The organism is Desulfospira joergensenii DSM 10085, assembly GCF_000420085.1.
In the GTDB taxonomy this organism is placed as follows: domain Bacteria; phylum Desulfobacterota; class Desulfobacteria; order Desulfobacterales; family Desulfobacteraceae; genus Desulfospira; species Desulfospira joergensenii.
In genome coordinates this window covers 2,294,118-2,309,626 of sequence record NZ_ATUG01000001.1, presented here as the reverse complement: position 1 = coordinate 2,309,626, position 15,509 = coordinate 2,294,118, and the positions used below count along the sequence as shown (strand labels likewise).

Below are 15,509 nucleotides of genomic sequence, written 5' to 3'. Positions count from 1 at the left end.
TAATGCTTGAATCGGGTTGAATTTCAGACAGATCGGAGAGAAGGCAAAAAAAGCCAGGAGATTCCGATCTGTATCCATCGAAACCTTCCTGGCTTCTTTACTCTAAGCCTGTTCGCAGGGAAGGTGAGGCGATGATCTCCCCTGCTATATTTACAAACCAAATAGATGTACTTCTTTTTCGCTTCTGCGAAGGTTGAAGTTATTTATAAAGTTGTTTTTCCCATGATGTCAAGGATAAAAATCCAGATATGGCGGCCCGCCAAACGCGCTTTTTTGAGGATAAATTCCGGTAAAAGGGAAGATCAGGGTTCTTGAAATTGACAGCAAAAGGGGTAAAGCAAAAAAAACAGGTGATCCCGGGTGTAAATATAATTGACATAATGAAATATATAATATACAAAGCCGTCTATGAAAAAAAGCAGGGCGTTTGATTTTTCGATTATCCGGAATCTCCGTATGAAGCGGGGAATGACAGCAGAAGAACTGGCCCAGAGGGCAAATGTCACCCGGGCCACCGTGGCAAAGCTTGAATCGGGAAAAGGGAATCCCACCCTTGAAACCATTTTTGCCCTGGGACAGGTATTCCAGCTTACGGCAAACGAGCTGGTCAAAATGGCGGAAGCGGAAAAAATCGAAACGGCCAAAGCTTCTTTTTATGATAAAAACGGAATCAGGGGGACCTGCGCGGGTTTTCCGGACTTTGAAATTTTCCATCTCAAGGCCGGTGCCGATGTCAGGGCCCTGTCAGAGCCCCATGTACACGGAAATACCGCCGAGGTCTGCATGATTCTTTCCGGAAAGATCCGGCTGACAATCATGGACAAAAGCCATGAATTGGGTCCTGGTGATGCGGTCCGGTTCAAGGCGCTTCAAGATCATTGCCTGGAAATTCTGGAAGAATCCGAGTTTCTCCTGATTCATCATAATATGTCCTGATACCGGGGTATCAGGGAGGTTATCTTTAGGACCACGAAGGTCTTTTCAGTCCTTTCATCAAGGGCTGTGGGATCTTGTGGTCCTTTTTTATTTGGTGAACAGGCTTTTAACCGTGACTAACAAAAGGAAAAGAAAGATGAACCGTTTCAAATTGATTTTGCTGGTGTTGATATTTCTGGCATGGCCGGGACCGGAATTTCTCCTGGCCGATCAGGCCCAAAATGAGGAAAACACGGTAACCCTTGACCCCATGACCGTGACCGAAGAAAAAGAAAAGCAAAAAGGGACAGATATCATTGATGTGGAGGAAATTCAGATCCCCCGGATTTCCGGCAATGTCCTGGATGCACTGGAAACCGCTCCGGGGATTCAGATCCGGCGCAGCAGCCTGGCCGGCCCCGGAAGCGGTCTCCGGCTCAGAGGCTTTGACGAAACCCGGATCTCCATACTCCAGGACGGGGTCTTCCTGAACCGGGACGGATCATACGGAAACGGAGCCCTGGACTGGAGCACCATTTCCCTGGAGGCCATTGAGGCCATTGAAATCTACCGGGGCCCGTTTCCTGCCAAGTACGGCAATGCCCTGGGGGGGGTCGTCGATTTTAAGACCCGGGCTCCTTCCGAAGATCCCCGGACTTCCGGCAGCCTTTTTCTGGGAAGTCAGGACACCCTGACCGGCGGCTTTTCCCATGCCTGGAAAAAAGGGCCCCTGGGATGGTCAGTCAATGCAGGCCATTTTGAGAGTGACGGATACCTGCGCAATAACTTCACAGACCGGGACAATGTTTCCGCCCGGCTGAGCTTTGACCTTCCCGGATCCTGGGAAATCGGTGCGGGCATGGATCATTCCGAGAACGAAAACGGAAATCCCGTGTACAACCGTTCTGACAGTCCCTATTACGATTCCGGGTATCCGGATGCCGATGCCGATCAACTCCGGGGCCCCGGGATCGGGGCCCGGCTGGCCACCTCAGCCCAGGCCTGGGATGCCTGGGGAGACGGCAGCAAAACCGAAGATGAGAATACCAACCTGACCGCATATATCTTGAAAAATACGGCAGACGGCCATTTCCGGGTGGACGGCCGGTTGTGGAACCAGGAGAGCACGGAAGAGTACTTTGATGTGACAGACCCGTCAAAAAAGATCTACGGGCGGCAGACCGATGCCGAAGACAACAACTGGTCCCTGAAAACTGAGTTTGCCAAACAGATCGCCTCCCACAGCCTGGAGGCCGGAGCCGAAACCCGGAGATACGGATGGGGGGACCAGCAGGTTACCTATATCGATACGAGCTATTTTAACGGGTCTGTCTATTCTCCTTATTTCACCTTTCTCAGGGAGGGGTTCAAGGGCCAGCCCGATCTTATGGCCTATCACGCCCTCTGGCTTCAGGACTCCTGGCAGATCCGGCCGGACACCACCCTGGAACTGGGGCTGCGCCAGGAATGGTTCCGGGCGGACAGTGTGGATCCCGACGCCTTTGGCTACACCTGGACAACCGGGGTAAACGATCTGAGCGAGGTCCACCTGGACCCGAGACTGGCCCTGATCTTTCGTCCCTATGAAAAGACCTCCCTCACGGCCCGGTGGGGCATTGTCCATCGGTATCCCTCTTCCCCGGAGTATTTCTGGTGGTACCTGAACAACGCCACCCAGTACTTTAACACCGATTTCAACTCGGAACGGGCCATTCAGTATGAGTTGACCTGGGACCAGGGCGTGGGAGAACATGTCGATTTCTTTGTCCGGGGTTACTATTACGACATTAAGGATTATATCTCCTCGGTCTCGGTCTCAGGTATCGGATCTGTCTATTTCAACATCGGCGAGGTAACGATCAAAGGGGTGGAAACAGGAGCGTCCTGGGACCTGGGCCACGGCTGGAAAGCCTGGGCCAATCTGACCTGGCAGAAGGGCTCCAAGGCAGACGATCCATGGGATACAGACAACAACCTTTCCACCGAGCTTCCCGACCTTCCCGACATGATGGTCAAGGCCGGAGTGGACTGGGCCAGGGACCGCTTTAAAACGAAACTCTGGATAATTTACGTGGATGAAAGGGATCATTTTAACGGCACGGCCCTGGAGGAACTCCAGGCCTATACCCTGGTCAATCTATCCGCCACCTACCGGTTCTGGGAGAAAAACGGCCTGGCCATCGATCTTGAGGCTGCGGCCCAGAATATCCTGGATGAGGATTACGAGGAAAAGGACGGTTATCCCATGCCCGGCGCAACAATCATGGCCGGTTTCCGGTTCTGTTTTTAGAGGAGAAATAAAAGATGAAAAAATGGATTTTTTTGATCTGTATTTTACTGCCGGTCCAGGTATGGGGCGGGACCGGATCTGCTCCATCTTCGGATGCAGGCCCAATCCTGTTTGCCCAAAAGGCCATGGCCATGGCCGGAAAACACATGGACCTGGATCAGGATGCGGCCTGCCTCACCAATGCCCGGTCTTCCTTCCTGGACAAGGTCCCGGCCCGGGCCGCCCTGGATGAGGTGACCCGGAAGACCGGGATCAGCCTGGGCCGGGGCAATCTGCTCCTGGTCCATGAACCGGCCAGATCTCCTTTGTGGATGGCCTTTGTCAGCCGCAGGGTTCCGGACCGGCTGGTTATGGTGCTTATCAGTTCCGGAGATTCCGGCCCGGTCTGTTCTTCCCCGGTCAACATCAAGGTAGAGGCCGGAACGGATTTTGGGCTGTTCAATAAAGAGTTCGGAAAAAAAGCCTTTTCCCTGGTTACCCTGGCCAATGGATGGGCCGACCACGTTCCCATGGAAATTCTGGACGGGGCCCTGTTCCATGATCACCTCTGCTGCGGAGTCTTTACCGGGTATTTTACGGCCGAGTATATCCTTGCCCATATGCCCCTGGGTGAAGAGGAGAAGTATATTTACCTCGGGGCCCCGGCCTGGTGCCAGGACGATCTGATCCAGACCTTTCTCAACCTGACCCCGGGCAAACACGGGTACGGCACCATGGCCTATCCCTGGAGCCGGCCGTGGACTACCTCTGAAAAGGCTTACCCGGGCCTGGGCGGGATCATTATCCGGCACAACCCCAGGACCGGGACGGGCAAGGCCTGGGTCCTGGGGTTTGACTGGCAGCCCCGGGCCTTTGAACAGTTTCTGGCCCGGCCCGGATTTGTCCTGGACTGGAAGAAAAATCCCTGGCTCCATGTGGCCTATAACCGGTTTTTCATGCAGCACCTGGCCCGGCCGGAGACCTTTGTTTCCGTAGTGGGCACCAAAGAAATTGAAAACAAGGCAGACCTGCAGCGACTGATCCGGATGGGCGCCAATCCCCTGGAAGAGATTCTTGGCCCGGATCCTTCCTGGACAGAGGAGTTTTCTTCGGCCAAACCCAATTCCCCCAACAAAGAGAAGGAGAAATCATGATATTCAAACCCTTTATGAGGGAGGGGTTCATGCCCCTTCCCGTTGCCTTTATTTCAAGCATCAGCAAAAGCCGGATCAGGAATATCGCTCCCTATTCCTGCATCATGCCCGTTCTAAGGCCCCTGGACCTGATCTGCCTGGCTTCGGCCAGGAAACGGGATACCCTGGATAACATTCGCGAGATTGAGCAGTTTGTGGTCAATCTGGTGGGAACGGATTTTTGCGATAAGGTGATTCCCACGGCCCGGTTTTCCAGCCCCGAAGAAGATGAGTTCGAACTGGCCGGGCTGTCCGAGAAACCCTCCTCCCTTGTGGATCCGCCGGGCATCCAGGGGGCCTATGCCTGGATGGAGTGCGAGCTTGCCGAGTTTCACGAAGGGAAGAGCTATACCCTGATCATGGGCCGGGTGCTCCGGCTGGAGGTGGAAGACGATGTCCTCACCCCGGACAAGGGCCTGGACATCAAAAAGGCGAAACCCCTGATGATGACCGGCAGCAAAAAGGGCATGCACTACTCCACCCTGTCCGATCTGGAATCCTTTGATCCCTTTGGGGCCATGTTCCCTGACGGAAAGGATCCCCTGGAAAAGATGCACGGTTCTTGAGAAGGGTTTTTCAACCGAACCCGACAGTGCCGGAAAATCCAGGAAGAACGTATATGAATATGCAATTCCGTCGGCAGGGGCTTCATCTCCGCAGAGGGAAGAATTTGTACGGGCTCTAAACGGCTTTCCACGAAAGGGCGGCAACTCGCAAAGCTCAAACAGGCCACCCTTTTGCCGTTCCAAACCGTCAAGAGCCCGCACAAAATCCCCCTGATGTCTCCGCTGAAGCCCCTGCCGCCTTTCCACCGGGACGGTAATTCTATATGCGGTTGCCTGCCGGGAAATCCAAGGACCTGATTGGACAGGGGATGCCTGGATTTAATTTTTACCCGTATACATTCCCTCATAATCCAGGGTGGTCAGGGGCGTCCCGGATGCCGGGCATCCGGATCCGATGACCTCTCCCAGGAGCAGGGCATGATTGCCCGGCTCAAGATGCTCCTTGACCCTGAGCTCAAACCAGGCCAGGCAGTGTTTCAGGATCGGGACCCCGGTTTTCCCGGGTTCCCAGGACAGTCCCTGGAACTTCTTTTGGGGATCCGGGCCCTTGAACCGGGAGAGCATCTCCTTCTGGGATCGGTCCAGGATATGGAGGCCGAATGCCTTACTTTTTTCAATCAAACCGCGGGAGTACCGGTTGGGATGAACCGCCGCCATGATCAGGGGCGGATCATAGGAAACCTGGGAGACCCAGGATGCGATCATCCCGTTGATCACATCTTCATGCCCGGATGTCAGCACATAGATCCCGTATGTCATCTGCCCAAAGGCCGCAAGCCATTCTTTTTTCATTTGATACTCCTTTGATTGAGTATGAAAACATGATCTTTCCAGAGTACCATTCAATTATATTTTATAGAGGCCCCTTTGCAAGCAAAATTACGTTCCGGTTCCGGAGATGATTTTTCTTAGTTTCAGGTCGGATATCCGGTCTTCGTCCATATCCAGAATCTCTTTGAGGACCGATTCGGTGTGCTGTCCCAAAAGCGGGGCCGGGGAATGGATTTGGGCCGGGGTTTCAGACAGGTTGACGGGGGATCCGATGCACTTCATGGGGCCGGCCACTGGATGGTCCACATCGCGGATCATTTTTCTTGCCCGGGCAATGTGGGGGTCTTCCACCACATCCTTGACCGTATAGACCGGGGCGCAGGGGATCTGCTTTGACTGGAAAAATTCAATGATATCCTTCACGTCCTTGTCTCCTGTCCATTCTTCCACGATCTTCTTGATTTTTTCATGTACCTTTACCCGGTCATAGTTGTCTTTGAGGCTGTCATCCCCGAGAAGGTCTGTCCGTTCAATGGCCTTACAGAAGATCTCCCACAATTTGTTATTTCCCACGGCAATGATCACCCACCCGTCTTTGGCTTTAAACGTGTCATAGGGGTAGATGAATTCATACCGGTTTCCGGTTCTTTCCGGAATGCGGTTCTCCACCAGGTAAATCTGGATGATGGTTTCCATGGCCGAAACCACGGAGTCCACCAGGGAGATATCCACCTTCTGACCGGGATGACCGTTGCGGACGCCCATGAGGCTGGTCAGGATGCCGATACAGGAGCACAGCCCGCCCAGGACATCTCCGATGGCCGTGCCGGTCCGGGTGGGGGGGCTGTCCGGCCATCCGGTAATGCTCATGATGCCGCCCATGGCCTGGCCGATGATATCGTAACCGGGCAGGTCCTTATACAGGCCTGAATGGCCGAATCCTGAGATACAGGAGTATATGATATCCGGATTATGTGCCTTGATGGTTTCGTATCCAAGACCCAGCTTTTCCATGGTGCCGGGCCTGAAATTTTCCAGGATCACATGGGACTTTTTGACCAGGTCCAGGAGAATTTTTTTGCCCTGTTCTTCTTTGAGGTTCAATACCAGGCTTTTCTTGTTCCGGTTCAGGTTCATGAAGTAGGCACTCTCCTCCTTGATAAAGGGGGGATACCGCCTGGAATCGTCCCCATGGCCCGGCACTTCGATTTTGATGATTTCAGCTCCCATATCTCCCAGGAGCATGGTGCAGAAGGGGCCAGCCAGAACCCTGGACAGATCCAGCACCCGGATTCCGTTCAGAGCACCTTTACTCTTTTTATCTTCCATTCAGATCTCCAAAAAAACTATTCGTATCCATTCTAATTTTATGCCGGGTTCAAAGCCTTGGTCCGTTTCCTGAGCAGGTAGAGGCCGATGGTCAGTAAAATGGCACAGAGGGTTGACAGAATCCCGGGGATGACGGCGAGTCCGGCCACAACCAGCCACAGCAGGATATCAACGATCCTGCGGCCAGAGGTTCTTAAGCCCCCGAAAAGGTTGGAAAAGGCCAGGACAAAGAGCCCTCCGGACAGGGCAGCCCTTACAAATCCGTCCACTCCGGCCTGGGCCAGCATCCCAGGGTAGATGATGAATAAAAAGGGGATGATATAGGTGACGGCCCCCAGAGACAGGGCATACCTGGCCGCTTTGATCCATGGGGTATTGGCAATGCCTGCACCCACAAACACCGCGATGCATACTGGTGGTGTGATCACGGACAATGTGGCATAGTAGAATACAAAAAGATGGGCCACAATGGGAAGAACCCCCACCTTGATCAGGGCCGGGGCCAGGACGGCGGCCACCAGGACATAGGCTGCCGTGGTCGGGATTCCCATGCCCATGATCATGCAGATAATGGCCACGATAAAGGCGATCAGGAAAATTTTATCCCCCCCGAGACTGACGATCAAAGAGGAAAGAGTAATCCCAAGGCCGGTCATGTTGATCATGGCCACCATGATCTGGGCACCGGCCAGAAGGATGCCGATGATCAGAAGTCCCCGGGACGAGTCCTGGAATCCCTTGTTGAGCTGGGTTGCGGCCGGTTTCAAGTCAGACAGGGATTTTATCCGGGTGACGGGAAAAGCGACCAGGGCGGCGGCCATGCCGTAAAAAGCCGCGGTCTGGATGGCATTGCCTCTAAAAATACCAAAGAACAGACCCCCCAGGGCAACCACCACCGGGGTGAGGCGTCTCCAGTAAAGGATCTCTTTCCACGGGGGAACCTCGGCATCGGTCAGGGAGCCAAGATTTTTTTCCCTGGCCATAACGTCAATGGTCAGAAAAACTCCCATATAGAACAAAAAGGCAGGTAGGGCTGCGGCAAGGATGATGTTGACGTAATCCACGCCGATGATTTCCGCCATGATAAAGGCGGCCGCCCCCATGATGGGCGGGGCCAGCTGACCGCCGGTGGAGGCCACGGCCTCGGTCCCGGCAGCCATGGGGGCGGGATAGTTGAGCCGCTTCATCAGGGGGATGGTGAAATTGCCCGTGGTGGCCACATTGGCCACGGCACTGCCGCTGACCATGCCGAAAAGCCCCGAGGCAATGGTGGCGATCTTGGCCCCGCCGCCGGGAGCCCGCCCCCCCAGGCGCATGGCAAGGTCGATAAAGGTCTGTCCTCCGCCCGTGTTCAAGAGAATTCCACCGAACAGAGTGAATGCGGCAATGATGGTTGCCGCAACCCCCATGAGCATCCCCCATACGCCCAGATCGCCAAGAAACAGGGTTTCCGTGACAAAGTAGATGTCAAAACCCCTGTGGCCCAGGTCGCCGGGGATATACTGGCCAAAAAGCGCATAGCAGAGGATGAGAATCACGATCACCGGGAAGATGTACCCGATAGCCCTTCTCGCAATCTCCAGAATGGTGGCCCCAAGGGCCGCGGTCATGAAGATATCGACCTTTCCGGCCATGGGCAGGGTGGTCATGATCATGTCGTAATGATAGATGACATAACCGCAGGCAAAAACAGATGCCGCAGCCATGAGGGCATCGATCACCATTCCGGCCGGCCGCAGGGGCGTGCCCTCCCCCAGGGGGTAGTAGAGCACGCCCAGGCAGATCAGCAGTGCCAGGAAAAGGGCCCGTTGAATAATGCTTTCAAAGGGTCCTGTGGCCGAGGTGTACAGGACAAACAGGCTGATCAGGACAGATATGGCCGTAATGCAGCCGGTTCGCAGATTCTCGAGTGATTTCATGGCGGAACTCCCATGGTTCTTTGGTGGATTACTCTGCCAGACCGGCCGGGATTTTAGCTCCTGTTTCCTTAAAATACTTGATGGCTCCCGGATGGATGGGAGAGGTGGCGTATTTCAGTGTCATTTCCACGAAATCCGCACCTTTAACGCTGGACATGGCCGTTGCCTGGACGGTTTTGTCCTCGCAGATCGCCTTGACAATCTCATAGGCGGTCTGGTCGTCCAGTTCCGGACTGGCGCTACAGGCTACGGCAAACCCCCATGTGGTGTATGGGCCGATGCCGGGACCGGCTCCGGCAGGAACGTCCACAATGGAAACTTCCGGAAGATCATCCCGGATCCGGCCTTTTTGTTCATCGGTCAGAGAGAGGATGGTAATGGGGGTGAAGGTGGAAATGTCCCGGGAAGAGGCATCCAGTTTCAGGCCGGATCCGGATTTGACATACCCTTTGATATGGTTGTCCTTGACGGCCGAGACAATGTCGGTGGTGGAGCCCCGGACGTATTCGGGCTGGATGCCCAGGGCCTTGAAAACCGCTTCACTGGTCTTTTCCGTGGCCGATCCCTTGAGGCCCGGGTTAAACCGTATGCCGGCAAGCTCTGAAATCTTATGGATTCCCGCGTCTTTTCTGAGGATGACGTTCTGGGGAGCAATAACGTAAACCCAGAGCAGCTTGGATTTTACCGGTTTTCCCTTAAAGCTTTGTTTGCCGGCATAGGCCTGGGACAGGACATTGGTCGTTACAAGCCCCAAATCAATCTGCTTTCGGGAAAAGCGTCGCAGATTATCCACCGTGGCCCCGGTTTCCACAACCGAGGTTTTCAGGCCGGGAACTTTTTCGTTGATGACTTGGGATACAGCCACAAAATATCCGTAGTGGCTGGATGAAGCCGATGTTGATCCGATCAGCATTTTTTGGGATGCCATGGACGACGGGGCCCAGGCCAGTATCAATATCAACGAAACCAAGAGAACCAATCCTTTAAATGTACATTTTACATTCATGCTTTGTCCCTCCTTTATAAGGTGTTTGTGTTGAACTGATCTTGCTGTCTTCCAACTGGGACCCAGAGCCTAGGGGGTATATCCCATGAGACGGGAAATCTCCCGGGCCGCGGATATGATCTTGCCGGAGAACTCAGAAAACGCTTTTCTTTCCGGCCGCCTGGCCGTTGTCCAGGCGATATTCACTGCGGCAAAGGCCTCTCCTGCATAGTTGAATACAGGAGAGGCCACTGCCCTTAATCCCAATTCCAATTCTTCATCGTTGATGGCAAATCCCCGGCCCCTTATCTCTTTGAGTTCCTTTAAAAGAGCCTCCCGGGAAAGAAGGGTCCGGTCTGTTTTGGGTTGGTATTCAATCTGCTTTAAAATCTGTTCCAGCCTGGGAGGGGGGAGAAAGGCCAGAATGGCCTTTCCCATGCTGGCGCAGTATACGGGCAGACGATCCCCGATATTGACGTTGATGTTTACCAGATAGTCGGACATGATCCGCTCCACATAAAGGATCTCTGTGCCGTTTAAAATCGTCAGGTTGATGGTTTCCCCTGTCTCGTCGTTCAATCGCTTTAAGATGGGCATGGCATAGGTGTGGAGGTTCATGTTTTTCAAGGCAGACAATCCCAGGGAGACCAGCCGGGTTCCGAACTGGTATGTTTTGGTGCCAGGGGCGGTCTCCACCAGGCCCAGGGCCATCATCGTTTTGATCAGTCTAAAGCAGGTGGTTTTCTTGTATCCGGTTTTTTGAACGATTTCCTCCAGGGTCAGGAGTGTCTCGGCCCGGTCCAGGCAGTCCAGAACCGTAAAACATTTTTCAATGGATTTAATATGGTCTTTGTCTGGCATTTGAATATTCCTGATAAAATTCCGATATGCGGAATTTTTGAAAAGATTTGTACCGCATTAAGGAATTGAATACTGGGGTAAAAATGGAATGTCAAGGATTTGTTTTAAAAAATCGAATTTTTTTCAGGCAGTTGTCCCTGCTTGGCCAGTCAAAAAACATGGTCTTGAGAATAATGCTTCAGTTCTGTATAAACAATCTCAACAATTGAACGGGACAAAAGAGCAGGAGAGAATTTTCTTCTGCTCCATGTCTCTGTACTCTTGATCCGGGCACTGCAGGGCAAGGTATGAAATGATAGAAGAGATCCATATCATGGAAACCCTGCCGGGAAGATTCCGGATCTTTATATTAAAAAGGAGAAAATCATGAAAAAATTTATCTTTGGCAGTATCGGCATCCTGTTTCTGCTGGGAACTGCCGTGGCAGGAGAGATTTCCGTGGGGGCGGTTACCCCGCTGACCGGAAAACTGGCTGTTTACGGGGAAGGATTTCAGCAGGCCATGCTCCTGGCCGCGGATGAGATCAACGCGGCCGGCGGCATCAAGGGAAATACCCTGAAGATCCTGTTTGAGGACAACAACTCCACGTCCAAGGGGTCGGTTTCCGCCATTAGAAAACTGATCACCATTGATAAACTCCCCCTGATCTTCGGCCCGGCAGCCAGCTCCAATTTCCTTGCCGTATGCCCCATTGCCCAGAACAACAAAACGGTTCTCGTGGGTGCGGAAAGTGCGGCAGCCGCCATTACCAAGTGCGGGTCCTATGTGTTCCGGGTTTTTCCTTCAGACCTTCTCCAGGGGATCGGCGTGGCAGAGCTGACCCAGTCCCTGGGATATAAGGAGGTTGTGCTGACCTATGTCAACAATGACTGGGGCGTGGGCCTGGCTGAGGTTTTTAAGGAAAAGTTTGAGGAATCCGGCGGTAAAATCCTTGAAGAACTACCCCATGGCGAGGGAAAAGCCGATTACAGGAGCGAGATCCTGAAGATGAGACGCCACAATCCCAAGGCCGTGGTCAACCTGACCTATATCAAAGAGGGCGCCACCATACTAAAACAGGCCTATGAGACCGGTCTCAAGGTGCAATGGCTCATGGGCTCGGCCTCCAAATCCCCCAAACTGGTCCAGCTTGCCGGAAAATCTGCTGAAGGCGTCATCGGGACCTATCCCACTTTTTCCCAGGATACGCCCCAGTACAAGGCCTTTAAAGCCGCCTGGGACAAGAAATATCCGGGCAAGAAAATTCCCGTATTCGGCGAATACAACTATGACATGGTCAAGCTGACAGCCCTGGCCCTGGGGGAGGCCGCCTCGGACAGCCCCGATGATATCCGGGAAGCCCTGATGAAAGCAGGCAAGGGGTATATGGGAGCCACCGGCGACAAGACCTTTGATGAAAACGGGGATGTGGGCGCCTCCTACGGCCGGTGGACGGTCAAAAACGGAGCCATCACGGATTATAAGTAAATTTCATGACGGTCTACTATTTTCAACTGCTGACAAACGGGATCATTGCAGGATCCATTTACGCCATGTTTGCCGTGGGGCTTGCCATGGTTTACGGGGTGTTTAAGTTTATCAATTTTTCCCATGGGGAACTGATCACCTGGGGGGCCTACCTGAGCCTGATGTTCTTCTCGCCCCCCTTTTCTCTTCCCCTGGGTTTTGCCGTGATCCCGGCCCTTGTCATTACCGTGGGAATGGGGCTTGCCCAGGATTTTTTCGTGTACCGACCCCTGCGCAACTCCAATCCCATTGCCATTCTCATCGCCTCCATCGGGCTGTCTTATCTCTTAAGGAACGGTATCCGTCTTTGCTGGGGATCCGACTTAAGAACCTTTGATCTGCCCCTGTCCCAGGGATTGGTTTTCTGGGGGGTCTATATCACAAAGATCCAGATTCTCATGATGGTATCGGCCCTGGTCTTTTTTGGTGTTTTATACTTTCTGCTGACCCGCACCCTGCTGGGCAAGTCCCTGCGGGCCGTGTCAGACAATATGGAGCTGTCCGCCATCATGGGAATCAGCATGAAAAAGGTGACGGCCGCCATATGGATTCTTGCGGCCGTGTTTGCAGGGACCGGCGGCATTCTCCTGGCCCTGGACACCAACCTGGAACCCATGATGGGAATGACCAGCCTGGTCAAGGCCTTTGCCGCAGTGCTCCTGGGCGGGGCCGGCAATATATGGGGAGCCCTTTTGGGCGGTCTTTTCATCGGGATTGCCGAAAACATGGGCGTGGCCTTTATCTCGCCCGATTATAAGGATTTCATTTCATTCGGCGTGATCATCCTTCTCCTTCTTTTCAAACCCAAAGGGATATTCTCAATTGCAGGGGGGGTGCGCTGACCATGGACTATCTCCTTCACATCCTCATTATCTGCCTGATCTATTCCATATTTGCCCTCTCCCTGAACCTGGAGCTGGGATATGCAGGACTCTATAATTTCGGGCACATTGCCTTTTTCGGCATCGGGGCCTATGCATCCGCCCTGCTGAGCCTCCAAGGCGTATGGATCCCTCTGGCCATGCTCATGGCAGCGGTCATTGCCGGCATCGGGGGCAGCCTTTTTTCCCTGCCGGCCCTCCGTCTGTCCGGGGATTATTTCGGCATTGCCACCTTTGTCTTTGCCGAGATGGCCCATCTCTTTTTTTTAAACGAGCGGGATCTTACCGGAGGGCCCATGGGACTGCCGGGCATTCCGAGACCGGCTTTTACCGGGTCCGGGGTGGAAAGTCTTCCCCTTTTCCTGGTCTTTGCCCTTTTGATTGCCCTTTTTACCTTTGGGCTGCTTTACAGGATTGCAAATTCTCCCTATGGACGGGCCCTAAAGGTGATCCGGGAGGATGAATTCGTGGCCCAGGCCCTGGGCAAGAACACCTTCCGGCTCAAGACCAAAGCTGTTATGGTCGGCTCCTTTTTTGCCGGACTTGCCGGCGGCTTGTGGGCCCATTATATCACCTATATCAGTCCTTCGGATTTTACCCTCCAGGAAACCATCCTGGTTCTTCTCTGCGTGGTTCTGGGGGGCAGGGGCACCCGGACGGGTCCTGTTGCCGGGGCCTTTGCCGTCATCTTTTTCGGCGAGATCATCCGGTTTATCCCGGTACCTCCGGGATATGTGAGATTTGTGGCCCCTTTCCAGGGAATGGTCTACGGCCTCATCCTCATCCTGATGATGCTCAAACGCCCCCAGGGGATCATTTCAGAGGCAGGAAGGGGGTCGAATGCTTAGACTGGACAGGATCTCCAAGCGGTTCGGCGCCCTTGTGGCCGTGGACGATGTCTCCTTTTGCCTGGCTCAAAAGGGAATCTCCGGCCTGATCGGGCCCAACGGCAGCGGCAAAACCACCCTGTTCCACATGATCACTGGCTTTTACCCCCTGGACCGGGGAAGCATCCATTTCCAGGATGAAAAGATCAGCGGGCTTGCCCCCCATGTGATCAGCCGGAAGGGGATCGTTCGGACCTTTCAGCAGACAAGGGTTCTGCCCTTTCTTTCTGTCCTGGACAATTTGATTGCCGCTGCCCCCAATCAGATGGGGGAAGATCTTATTCCCCTGTTTTTCAGACCCTCCAAAGTGGCGGCCCAGGAAAGAAAGAACATGGAAAAGGCCGTCTCCGTTCTGGAGACCCTTGAACTGACAAGATTAACAAATAGTCCTGCCGGGGATTTAAGCTACGGCCAGCAGAAACTCCTGGAGATCGGAAGGGTGCTCATGGCCGAGCCCAGGCTGATCATCCTGGACGAGCCCACGGCGGGGATCAATCCCAGCCTGATCCGGCGCCTGGTCAGGATCCTTGAGACCCTAAAGGATCAGGGGATAAAAATTTTCCTTATCGAGCATAACATGCCTCTGGTGTCTGAGCTGTGTGACGAGGTTTTTGTCATGGACTCGGGAAACCTGATCTTTTCGGGCCCGCCCCATGAGGTACAGAAGAACAAAAAAGTGATTGAAGCCTATCTGGGGAGGGAGGCCTGATGCTGCTGTCCATTGAAAATCTCACCGCCGGGTATGGAAACGCCCCGGTACTCTCGGATATCTTCCTGAACCTGGAAAAAGGGGAGCTGGTCTGTATCATCGGCCCCAACGGCGCCGGGAAATCCACGGTCCTGCGCACCGTGGCCGGGCAGCTGATCCCCTCCCGGGGAAAGATCACATTCAAAGACGAGGACATTACCCGGATGTCCATTGCCCGGAGGGGAAAAAGGGGGCTGGTCTTTATCCCCCAGGGCATGAATATCTTTCCCAACCTGACCATCATCGAAAACCTTGAAATGTCCGGCACCCTGCTCAAGGAGAAACAGGCCCTCAACTCCGGGATCCGGCAGGTCCTGGAAAGATATCCTGTCCTGGATAAGAAAAAGAATTTTTTCGCCCGGGACCTGTCCGGCGGAGAAAGACAACTCCTTGCCCTGAGCCGTTCCATTATCGTAAAGCCCGACCTTGTGCTTCTGGACGAGCCTTCCCTGGGCCTGGCTCCCCTTGTGGTGGATATGATCTTTGATCAGATTTCAGATATCGCCAAAAACGGGTCCTCGGTCCTCCTGGTGGAGCAGAATGCCAGAAAAGGCCTTTCCGTCAGCCACAGGGGATATGTACTGGAGCTTGGAAAAAACCGCCTCACCGGCACAGGCAGGGAGCTTCTGGAAAACGACGAGGTCCGGCGCCTCTACCTAGGCGGGTAACCCGGGAAAAA

The 15,509-nt window shown here is 53.8% G+C and carries 14 protein-coding genes; 9 read left to right on the top strand and 5 right to left on the bottom strand.

What is annotated here, in order from left to right; genetic code table 11:
- Window positions 1-408 precede the first annotated feature (408 nt).
- The 4 genes from F608_RS0111660 to F608_RS0111645 all read left to right on the top strand — a co-directional run bounded on the left by F608_RS0111660 (window position 409) and on the right by F608_RS0111645 (window position 4,943).
- Window positions 409-936: a helix-turn-helix domain-containing protein gene (locus tag F608_RS0111660; protein WP_022665822.1), complete on the top strand. Its 528-nt coding sequence runs from the start codon at window positions 409-411 to the stop codon at window positions 934-936.
- Window positions 937-1,072: 136 nt separating this feature from the next.
- On the top strand, window positions 1,073-3,205 hold the full coding sequence (locus F608_RS0111655; protein ID WP_022665821.1) for a TonB-dependent receptor: 2,133 nt from the start codon (window positions 1,073-1,075) through the stop codon (window positions 3,203-3,205).
- Between the two features lie 14 nt (window positions 3,206-3,219).
- Window positions 3,220-4,338 (top strand): FmdE family protein, encoded by a 1,119-nt coding sequence (locus F608_RS0111650; RefSeq protein WP_022665820.1) that lies wholly within the window; start codon window positions 3,220-3,222, stop codon window positions 4,336-4,338.
- Window positions 4,335-4,943 (top strand): flavin reductase family protein, encoded by a 609-nt coding sequence (locus tag F608_RS0111645; RefSeq protein WP_022665819.1) that lies wholly within the window; start codon window positions 4,335-4,337, stop codon window positions 4,941-4,943. The genes F608_RS0111650 and F608_RS0111645 overlap by 4 nt, the downstream gene beginning before the upstream one ends.
- Window positions 4,944-5,261: 318 nt before the next feature.
- Here F608_RS0111645 and F608_RS0111640 read toward each other — a convergent pair whose 3' ends face one another.
- The 5 genes from F608_RS0111640 to F608_RS0111620 all read right to left on the bottom strand — a co-directional run bounded on the left by F608_RS0111640 (window position 5,262) and on the right by F608_RS0111620 (window position 10,808).
- Entirely contained in the window at window positions 5,262-5,735 is a 474-nt protein-coding gene (locus tag F608_RS0111640; RefSeq protein ID WP_022665818.1) for a flavin reductase family protein, read from the bottom strand.
- An 87-nt stretch (window positions 5,736-5,822) separates the two neighbouring features.
- Complete coding sequence (locus F608_RS0111635; protein WP_022665817.1) at window positions 5,823-7,043, bottom strand: CaiB/BaiF CoA transferase family protein; 1,221 nt, start codon at window positions 7,041-7,043, stop codon at window positions 5,823-5,825.
- 38 nt (window positions 7,044-7,081) lie between these two features.
- Complete coding sequence (locus F608_RS0111630; RefSeq protein WP_022665816.1) at window positions 7,082-8,962, bottom strand: TRAP transporter permease; 1,881 nt, start codon at window positions 8,960-8,962, stop codon at window positions 7,082-7,084.
- 28 nt (window positions 8,963-8,990) lie between these two features.
- Entirely contained in the window at window positions 8,991-9,968 is a 978-nt protein-coding gene (locus F608_RS0111625; RefSeq protein ID WP_022665815.1) for a TAXI family TRAP transporter solute-binding subunit, read from the bottom strand.
- Window positions 9,969-10,037: 69 nt separating this feature from the next.
- Window positions 10,038-10,808 (bottom strand): IclR family transcriptional regulator, encoded by a 771-nt coding sequence (locus F608_RS0111620; protein ID WP_022665814.1) that lies wholly within the window; start codon window positions 10,806-10,808, stop codon window positions 10,038-10,040.
- A gap of 366 nt (window positions 10,809-11,174) precedes the next feature.
- Here F608_RS0111620 and F608_RS0111615 point away from each other — a divergent pair, with 366 nt between their 5' ends.
- Genes F608_RS0111615 through F608_RS0111595 form a run of 5 tightly spaced genes read left to right on the top strand, consistent with a single transcriptional unit; the run spans window position 11,175 to window position 15,498 of the window.
- On the top strand, window positions 11,175-12,275 hold the full coding sequence (locus tag F608_RS0111615) for an ABC transporter substrate-binding protein (RefSeq protein WP_022665813.1): 1,101 nt from the start codon (window positions 11,175-11,177) through the stop codon (window positions 12,273-12,275).
- A gap of 5 nt (window positions 12,276-12,280) precedes the next feature.
- Window positions 12,281-13,156, top strand: a complete 876-nt coding sequence (locus F608_RS0111610; RefSeq protein ID WP_022665812.1) for a branched-chain amino acid ABC transporter permease — start codon at window positions 12,281-12,283, stop codon at window positions 13,154-13,156.
- A 2-nt stretch (window positions 13,157-13,158) separates the two neighbouring features.
- A complete protein-coding gene (locus F608_RS0111605) occupies window positions 13,159-14,043 on the top strand; it encodes a branched-chain amino acid ABC transporter permease (RefSeq protein ID WP_022665811.1) in 885 nt (294 codons plus the stop codon).
- On the top strand, window positions 14,036-14,791 hold the full coding sequence (locus F608_RS0111600) for an ABC transporter ATP-binding protein (RefSeq protein ID WP_022665810.1): 756 nt from the start codon (window positions 14,036-14,038) through the stop codon (window positions 14,789-14,791). Before F608_RS0111605 ends, F608_RS0111600 begins: the two co-directional genes overlap by 8 nt.
- Window positions 14,791-15,498 (top strand): ABC transporter ATP-binding protein, encoded by a 708-nt coding sequence (locus F608_RS0111595; protein ID WP_022665809.1) that lies wholly within the window; start codon window positions 14,791-14,793, stop codon window positions 15,496-15,498. The genes F608_RS0111600 and F608_RS0111595 overlap by 1 nt, the downstream gene beginning before the upstream one ends.
- Window positions 15,499-15,509: the final 11 nt, after the last annotated feature.

Coding starts and splice junctions, on each gene's coding strand:
- F608_RS0111660 (WP_022665822.1), top strand. CDS start 409: ATGAAAAAAAGCAGGGCGTTTGATTTTTCGATTATCCGGAATCTCCGT.
- F608_RS0111655 (WP_022665821.1), top strand. CDS start 1,073: ATGAACCGTTTCAAATTGATTTTGCTGGTGTTGATATTTCTGGCATGG.
- F608_RS0111650 (WP_022665820.1), top strand. CDS start 3,220: ATGAAAAAATGGATTTTTTTGATCTGTATTTTACTGCCGGTCCAGGTA.
- F608_RS0111645 (WP_022665819.1), top strand. CDS start 4,335: ATGATATTCAAACCCTTTATGAGGGAGGGGTTCATGCCCCTTCCCGTT.
- F608_RS0111640 (WP_022665818.1), bottom strand. CDS start 5,735: ATGAAAAAAGAATGGCTTGCGGCCTTTGGGCAGATGACATACGGGATC.
- F608_RS0111635 (WP_022665817.1), bottom strand. CDS start 7,043: ATGGAAGATAAAAAGAGTAAAGGTGCTCTGAACGGAATCCGGGTGCTG.
- F608_RS0111630 (WP_022665816.1), bottom strand. CDS start 8,962: ATGAAATCACTCGAGAATCTGCGAACCGGCTGCATTACGGCCATATCT.
- F608_RS0111625 (WP_022665815.1), bottom strand. CDS start 9,968: ATGAATGTAAAATGTACATTTAAAGGATTGGTTCTCTTGGTTTCGTTG.
- F608_RS0111620 (WP_022665814.1), bottom strand. CDS start 10,808: ATGCCAGACAAAGACCATATTAAATCCATTGAAAAATGTTTTACGGTT.
- F608_RS0111615 (WP_022665813.1), top strand. CDS start 11,175: ATGAAAAAATTTATCTTTGGCAGTATCGGCATCCTGTTTCTGCTGGGA.
- F608_RS0111610 (WP_022665812.1), top strand. CDS start 12,281: ATGACGGTCTACTATTTTCAACTGCTGACAAACGGGATCATTGCAGGA.
- F608_RS0111605 (WP_022665811.1), top strand. CDS start 13,159: ATGGACTATCTCCTTCACATCCTCATTATCTGCCTGATCTATTCCATA.
- F608_RS0111600 (WP_022665810.1), top strand. CDS start 14,036: ATGCTTAGACTGGACAGGATCTCCAAGCGGTTCGGCGCCCTTGTGGCC.
- F608_RS0111595 (WP_022665809.1), top strand. CDS start 14,791: ATGCTGCTGTCCATTGAAAATCTCACCGCCGGGTATGGAAACGCCCCG.